The sequence below is a fragment of the Dehalococcoidales bacterium genome, assembly GCA_030698765.1.
Lineage (GTDB): Bacteria > Chloroflexota > Dehalococcoidia > Dehalococcoidales > UBA2162 > JAUYMF01.
Map to the genome: position 1 here is coordinate 1 of JAUYMF010000113.1, position 7835 is coordinate 7835.

A 7835-nucleotide genomic window follows, 5' to 3' on the forward strand; every position below is an offset into this window, starting at 1 on the left:
TAACCGGCTTCCCGTCCTTTACCGCAATCTCAATCTTACCCCAGCCGAATTTCTCGCATACCTTCAGAATTTCAAGGTTATGCTTGAAGAGCTCTTCCAGGGTGGTCTCGACGGCTTGCATGATGCTATTATAAGACAGGATTTTTGGGGATGTCAAGCGTTTAATGACATTGCCACAAATAAGTGCTTGCTTTTTGCTAGCAAGTGTGCTACAATACCTACAAAACAGGGAAAGAGGAGGAATATGGAGGAATCAAATTTCGGCCAGTTCCTGAGGAGTCTGCGAAAAAGACAGGGCATGTCTTTACGCGACGTCGAGAAGGAATACGGCGTCTCCAACGCCTATATCTCCCAGATGGAGAAGGGGGACAGGCCGCCCCCGCGGCCGGATATCCTGAGGAAGCTGGCCCGGGCCTACAAGGTAACGGTGAGAGAGCTTCTCATGAGAGCCGGTTACCTGGACGAACCGGAGGTTACCGCTACCGATGAAGAGCGGATCGAAGCCGCTTTCCAGTACGCCATGGCTGATCCGGATTACAAGCTGGGCACCCGGATCAGGGGCGAGGATCTCGATGTTAAAGGTAAAAGGGGCGTTGTTATCACCTACGAGACTTTGTCAGGAAAAAGGATACTGACCATCTAAACTGACTACACGGAGGATATACGATGACTGCACCGGGTAGCCTGGGGGATCTCTGTCGTTATGTTCTGGACTATGAAGAAGGCCGGTATGCCGATGACCCCGTGCGCCTGGGGGACGTCTTCAGGGAATACGCCGTAATTCAGCGCACCCCGAGCCTGGCAAAAACCATCACCTTCGTGCGCTCTCTCGGTATCAAGATCGAGGCGGTGGACTATTTGAAGAGCGGCGGCACCAACATGACAGCTAACGGGTACTGGTATATCCATTATTCGGCTGAAGACAGGCCGGCAACCCAGAAATTCACCATCTTCCACGAGCTTTTTGAGGTTATTCAAAAGAATATCGACGCCATGGACTCCAGCTACAGCTTGATGAAGGAACCGCAGATGAGCCAGTCTGCCGACCGTTTTGCCGCGGCGGCGCTGATACCGCCGCGTTTCTTTTTAGGCAGGGCCGGTGCGACAGGCTGCGACCTGGTGAAGCTCGGCGAAGACCTTGAGCTTTCACACCAGTGCCTGCTCATTGCCCTCGGACAACATTTCGTAGATATCCCCCTGGTCGGCGTCCTCTATGAACATCGTCTGGATGGCGCTACAGGTGAAGATACCGAAATTGACGATTTCGTGGTTACAGTGGTGGTAAAGACGCCGCGAGCCAGACGGATAAGGGACCTCTGCGGGCTGCAGAATGTGCCGGCCCGCAACAGCCATCCCCGCGTTGGGTCACTTGTCTGCGCTGCCGTAACCGGCGGTCATCCGTTACTCTGGCGAAGTACCCACATTGAAGATTCGCCCGCTATACTCGTGCGTCCTCTCCTTTCCGCTGGACGGAAGCCTTACCGGGTGATACTCTTAGCTGTACCTGTTGAAGAGTTTGGCATGATCTCTTACCAGGTAGAAGGAATCGAGCCGCTACCGGTTAACGGAGATATTTCATGCCCATCGGAGACAAAATGCCGTAAATCTCATGATTGTATATGGAGATCAAGAGGAGGTTATCTATGAGCGTGGAATCTAAGAAAGTAGCGATTTATGCCAGGGTATCATCGGACCGTCAGGATATTGACCTGTCTGTTTCCGCCCAGCTAAAAGCGCTGCGGGAATATGCCGTCCGGAATGGTCACAAAGTAGCCAAGGAGTATATCGACGAAGCTGAGAGCGGACGCTCTATCGACAGACCCGGTTTCAAACAGATGATTGTCGCTGCCCGGCAAAAGCCCGCTCCCTTTCAGGCGATACTTGTCTGGAAACTCTCCAGATTCGCCCGTAACAGGGAGGACTCTATTATCTACAAATCACTGCTCAGGAAGCAGGGTATCCAGGTAGTCTCCATCAACGAACCGATGGAGGATACGCCTTCGGGCAGGCTGCTCGAAGGTATCATTGAAGTCATTGATGAATTTTACTCTGCCAACCTCTCCCAGGATGTGGTCAGGGGAATGAAAGAAAACGCCGGCAGAGGCTTCTGCAACGGCGGCAGAGCCCCGTACGGTTATATCAGGGTGAAAGTCCAGGACGGTGATACCCCCAGGACCAAGCTTGAGCCTGATCCCAAGACAGCGCCTATCGTGCAGCGCATCTTCCGGGAATGTTCAAGGGGCAAGGGACTCAAGACTATCGCCCGGGAACTCAACGCTGACGGTCTGCTGTCCAGCACAGGGAAAAAGTGGGGAGCAACCTCGATTGAGAAGATAGTGCGTAACGAGGCCTATACCGGAACATTGGTGTGGGGCAAGCGGCCTAGAACGGGCAGCGCAGCGAATGGTGTTACCCTCTTGCGAATCGAGGATGCCTGGACTGCCTTGATTGACCGGACGCTCTTTGATGAGGTACAGGTTAAGTTAGCCGCTCGAGCGCCCCAAGTCATCCATCCCAGGGAAGTAGATAGTCCATACCTGCTAAGCGGCTTGATACGCTGTGCGAACTGTGGAGCGGCTATGGTAGGCCATGGAGGTAACAGTCGCTACCGGTACTATATGTGTGGTAACGCCCGCAGAAAGGGCCGAGAAACCTGCCCGTCGCCTGTCCTGCGCAAAGATCGGCTGGAAGGGTTTGTGGTCGACCGTATCAGAGACAGTATCCTGACCGATGATAACCTTGAGGAGCTGGTGAGGATGACTAATGAGAAACTGGCCCAGACTTACACCGGGGAAAGAGAGAAGCTGGAACTTCTGGAGAGTCAGATTGCTGAAGCGGACAGCCGGCTGAGCAAGCTCTATGATGCACTGGAGACAGGGGAGTTTAAGGGTGGAGAGCTTGCCCCCAGAATACAGGCTCTTTTCCAGAAGAAGGAAGGGATGGAGCTAGCAAAGGCTGAGTCGGAGGAGATACTGCGTTCCCAGGCGGTGGACATTGCTGATAAGCGTGTCGTTATGGAATATGTTGACGACCTGAAAGATTTGCTGGAGAAGTCTTCTATTGTTGAGCAAAGAGTCTTCCTCAAGTCTTTCGTGGACAAGATTGAGGTGGGTGACTCGGAAGTGAGTTTGTATTATACTATTCCTATGCCCCCATCCAGCCTGTCAGACGAGACGGTAGGAGTTTTACCTTTCGTACACCTCGGCTGAAGGAGAGGGGGATAAAGGGGGTGAGGTTGAAACATCTACAGCCCCAGGGTGGCGGCAATTCCCTGCATCGCTTTCAGTCCCAGCTCGATAAACTCATCAAGCTCAAGTCCCAGCTCACTGCAACCGGCAATCTGCTCTCTGCTGGCGCCGGCGGCAAAGCTTTTCTCCTTAAATCTCTTCCTGACCGATGCAGCCTCAACACCAGCCAGTTTTTTGTCGGGTCTCACCAGGGCCGCCGCCGTGATTAGCCCGGTCAATGGATCAGCGCAGATTAACGCCTTGTCCAGTCTGGTCTCCGGCGGGATACCGTGGGCCTGATTATGGCACAGGACGGCCTGGGCTACTGCCTCGCTGCCCCCCATCTCCCTGACCAGGTCAGCCCCCAGCTTACTGTGGTTGTCCATATCCCCATCGGTAAGCTCCACATCGATATCATGGAGGAGGCCGGTCATGCCCCATTCACTCTCATTCTCGCCAAGCCGCTTCGCCAGTGCCCGCATAACTGCTTCGACGGCTAACATGTGCTTTATCAGGTTTTCATTTTCTACATTGGCCTTAACAGATTCAAGTGCCTCTTCGCGCGTCATTTCTTACCTCCTTCTTTACCAGTCGGTTTTAATAGAAAGAGCATGAACAGACCCACGCCGCTGAGTCCGAGAGAAATCCAGAAAGCCAGCTGGTAATTACCCATTATATCAAATATCCACCCGGCCAGCATTGGCCCGATAAGGCTCCCAAAGGTACCCACAAAGAGTATTACACCAAGGATGGCTCCAAGCGCCGCCAGACCAAAGAGCCGGGCAATCATCGGGGAAAGCAGGGTAAAGGAAGCCCCGTGAGCTGCCCCGTACAGGACAGCGAAAAGATAGAACATCCATACTTCCCGGGTAAACTGCACCAGGAGCAGCCCGGCGGTTAACAGGGTAAAGGCAATCATGTAGGCCACTCTGGGGCCGATGACATCGCTGAGGCTGGACAGGCCAAACCTGCCCACGATACTGGCAGCGCCAATCACGGTGATAATACTGGCCGCTACGGTGGCTGTAATCCCCAGGTCAGTGGCGTGGGGCACAATATGCACGGTGATCACCTGCGAACCGAACATGAAGCTGAACCACGTTACCGAGAATAACCGGAACTGACGGGTAGCTATCGCTTCCCTTATCGAAAACTGACGGGCAATGACCCCGGATGGTGTTACCGGTACTTCGGTAACACCATCCGGCAGCTTGCCTATCTGTCCCGGGTCACGCTTGAAAAGCAGAGCTACCGAGACAATCCCTACCGAGACAATAATACCGGTAATAGCGTAAGCGTCACGCCAGCCGTAGCTGGAAATCAACCAGGTCGCCAGCAGTGGCACCACCATAATGCCGATACCAGCACCGACCTTGGTAATACCCGTCATCATCCCCCGCCTTTTGACAAACCACCTGGCCACCGTGGCTATTATTGGAACATCAGCCGCACTCATCCCGATACCAACCAGCACTCCGTAGAACAGATATAGCTGCCAGAGAGCGTTGACCCGTGACATCAGAAAAATACCCAGTCCCATAGACAAGCCGCAGAGTATCAATACCAGCCTGGGGCCGTATCTATCAGTCAGTCTGCCGGCAGCGATATTGGCAAAGCCCATCACCAGGGCAGCCACGGACATGGCGGCCGAGGTCGTCGCCCGTGTCCAGCCAAACTCGGCTGATAATGGTTTGAAGAAAACGCCGAAGGAGAGGTATGAACCGATGATAAACACCGATGCGACAAAACCGGCGCCAACCACTGCATAACCGTAGAATAACCCCGGCTTTGCCGCTACTGCCGGTGTTGATACTCTTTCGTCGCTAATCACCGGCTGTCCCCTTCTCCAACCAATCCAACCAATCCAACCAGTCCAACCGGCCTTAACAATGCCGCCAGTACCAGGCCGGTGACACTGAATACAGCCAGAAGCAGGAAGGTCACCTGGTAATTATGATTAATATCAAAGATATACCCGGCCAGCACGGGGCCAATCGCCCCGCCGATAGTGCCGCTAAAATTGACAGCGCCCAGAATCACCCCGTGGGCGCGCGTGCCGAACATCTCAGCCACAATCGGCGAGACCACGGCAAAGAACCCCCCATGAGCGAAACCGTAGATGACGGCAAACAGGTAGAACATCCACAACTCTTTAGCCAGCAGGAGCCAGAATAAAGATACCGCCAGTACCCCGAAGCAGATAAGCAGGGCTGACTTGTTCCCGATTCTATCACCGGCCCCGCCCATTACCAGCCTGCCCGCCGTACTCACCCCACCGATAAGCGCCAGGATGCTGGCCGCGCTGGTCACGGATATCCCGAGGTCCATGGCATGCGGCGCAATATGCACCAGAATGGTATAGGTACAGAAAACGGTCAGCAGATAAGCCGTACACACTAGCCAGAACTGCCTGGTACGTACCACCTCACGGTAAGCTAACCCCTCCGGAAGCCGGTTTACATCACCGCCATCCGTTTTCTTAGCGCCATCCGGTAGCTGCTCCATCTGGGCCGGGTCTCTGCGTAACAACTGGGTGACGGATATCAAGGAGACTAAACCCAGAGCACCCAGAACAAGGTAAGAATTGCGCCAGCCCAGAGCCAGAATAAGCGCGCCCGCTACCAGAGGCATCATCATCATGCCGATGCCAGCGCCCGCTTTGACCACACCGCTCATTCTCCCTCTCTTCCGGGTAAACCAGCGGGCCACCGTAGACAGGGAAATGACATCCACGCTGCTTGCGCCGATGCCGATAATCACACCGTAGAACAGGTATAACTGCCAGAGAGCGCTCACCTGCGACATTAATATGTAGCCCGCGCCAAAAATAAAGCCGCAAGCGGTCATCACAATCCGCGGGCCGAACCGGTCGTTCAAACCCCCGGCTATGATACCCAGAAAACCCAGGATGAACATAGAGACCGAGGCGGCGCCGGAAATCGCCGCCCTTGACCAGCCGAATTCCGTAAGCAACGGCTTGAAGAAGACGCCGTAGGTATTAAAGATACCCCAGGCTACCAGCTGAATACCGGCCGCTCCCATCACCACTACGTAGCCATAAAAAAAGCGGGGCTTCGCCGCTACTGCCAGGACTGATACTCCCTGCTTCGCCAAATGCCCACCTCACTAGCCGGTGACAGAATATTCGATGCTCCTGGACAGTACCTTTTTCAGATAGTGCCCGGTGGCTGAAGAGGTCACCTGAGCCACTTCTTCAGGAGTTCCCGTAGTGACAATATAGCCCCCATCATCGCCAGCCCCCGGGCCAAGGTCGATAATATAATCAGCGTTCTTAATGATGTCCAGGTGGTGCTCGATAACAACCACCGTGTTTCCCGAATCAGCCAGACGCTGCAGCACCTTCAACAGCGCCGCCACATCATCAAAGGCGAGTCCGGTAGTCGGCTCGTCAAGAATATAGAGCGTCCGGCCGGTAGCCCGCCGTGAAAGCTCGGTAGCCAGCTTTATTCTCTGCGCTTCTCCGCCGGAGAGCGTAGGCGCCGGCTGGCCGAGCCGGATATAACCCAGCCCCACATCCCGCAGAGTCTCCAGCTTGCTCTTCACCCGGGGAAAATGCTCGAAGAAAGACAGCGCCTGTTCTACCGTCATATCCAGCACTTCAGCGATGTTCTTGTCCTTAAATCTAATCTCCAGGGCTTCGCGGTTATACCGCTTGCCCTGGCACACCTCGCAGGGGACAGTGACATCGGGCAGGAACTGCATCTCAATCTGAATAAACCCCTCACCGCCACAGGCTTCACAGCGTCCTCCTTTCACATTGAAGGAGAAGCGTCCCGGAGCGTAGCCCCTCATCCGGGCTTCAGGGACGGTGGCAAAAAGCTCACGGATGGGCGTGAAGGTGCCGGTATAGGTCGCCGGGTTGCTGCGTGGGGTACGCCCGATAGGCGACTGGTCAATATTGACCACCTTGTCGATGTGCTCCATGCCGTCAATACCGTCACAGTCTCCCGGCTTCTCCCTGGAGTGATAAAATACCTGCGCCAGTTTCTTGTACAGAACTTCACTGATAAGGGTGCTCTTACCGCTGCCGGAGACTCCGGTCACACAGACAAATTTGCCCAGCGGGATATGGACATCAATATTCTTGAGGTTGTTCTGCCGGCCTCCCCTGATTATCATCTCCTCACCCGGACCCGGACGGCGCTGCCGGGGTAGCGGGATCTGTTTCCTCCCGCTCAGATACTGGCCGGTTACGGATCCTGCCGATTCCATGATATCCGCCAGTGTCCCTGTAGCCACCACCCGTCCCCCATGCTCACCGGCGCCAGGCCCCATGTCAATAATATGGTCGGCCGCCCGCATCATGGCTTCATCATGCTCCACGACCAGCACCGTGTTCCCCAAATCCCTCAGTCTCTTCAGTGTCTCGATAAGCCGGGAGTCATCAGCCGGGTGTAGCCCTACCGTCGGCTCGTCACAGATGTAAAGCACGCCCATCAGCCCGCTGCCAATCTGGGTAGCCAGCCGGATGCGCTGACCTTCCCCGCCGGAGAGGGTCGCCGAGGGACGGTCGATGGTCAGATAGCCCAGACCGACATCATCAAGAAAGCCCAGACGAGCTTGAATCTCCTTGAGAACCTGGTGAGC

General features: G+C 55.0%; 7 protein-coding genes. 3 read left to right on the forward strand and 4 right to left on the reverse strand.

Annotated elements, in window-relative coordinates:
• Positions 1 to 244 precede the first annotated feature (244 nt).
• Genes Q8Q07_05630 through Q8Q07_05640 form a run of 3 tightly spaced genes read left to right on the forward strand, consistent with a single transcriptional unit; the run spans position 245 to position 3209 of the window.
• Positions 245 to 643: a helix-turn-helix transcriptional regulator gene (locus Q8Q07_05630; protein ID MDP3879771.1), complete on the forward strand. Its 399-nt coding sequence runs from the start codon at positions 245 to 247 to the stop codon at positions 641 to 643.
• A 23-nt stretch (positions 644 to 666) separates the two neighbouring features.
• The gene (locus tag Q8Q07_05635; protein MDP3879772.1) at positions 667 to 1647 is read left to right on the forward strand and encodes an ImmA/IrrE family metallo-endopeptidase; all 981 of its coding nucleotides are present in this window, start codon (positions 667 to 669) and stop codon (positions 1645 to 1647) included.
• On the forward strand, positions 1644 to 3209 hold the full coding sequence (locus tag Q8Q07_05640) for a recombinase family protein (GenBank protein ID MDP3879773.1): 1566 nt from the start codon (positions 1644 to 1646) through the stop codon (positions 3207 to 3209). Before Q8Q07_05635 ends, Q8Q07_05640 begins: the two co-directional genes overlap by 4 nt.
• Before the next feature lie 35 nt (positions 3210 to 3244).
• Here Q8Q07_05640 and Q8Q07_05645 read toward each other — a convergent pair whose 3' ends face one another.
• The 4 genes from Q8Q07_05645 to uvrA form a co-directional block, all read right to left on the reverse strand.
• The gene (locus Q8Q07_05645; GenBank protein ID MDP3879774.1) at positions 3245 to 3796 is read right to left on the reverse strand and encodes an HDIG domain-containing protein; all 552 of its coding nucleotides are present in this window, start codon (positions 3794 to 3796) and stop codon (positions 3245 to 3247) included.
• Positions 3793 to 5058 (reverse strand): MFS transporter, encoded by a 1266-nt coding sequence (locus Q8Q07_05650; protein ID MDP3879775.1) that lies wholly within the window; start codon positions 5056 to 5058, stop codon positions 3793 to 3795. The genes Q8Q07_05645 and Q8Q07_05650 overlap by 4 nt, the downstream gene beginning before the upstream one ends.
• Complete coding sequence (locus Q8Q07_05655) at positions 5055 to 6341, reverse strand: MFS transporter (GenBank protein MDP3879776.1); 1287 nt, start codon at positions 6339 to 6341, stop codon at positions 5055 to 5057. The genes Q8Q07_05650 and Q8Q07_05655 overlap by 4 nt, the downstream gene beginning before the upstream one ends.
• Before the next feature lie 12 nt (positions 6342 to 6353).
• Positions 6354 to 7835: excinuclease ABC subunit UvrA (gene uvrA / locus Q8Q07_05660; GenBank protein MDP3879777.1), on the reverse strand; the 1482-nt coding region annotated here is incomplete at its 5' end.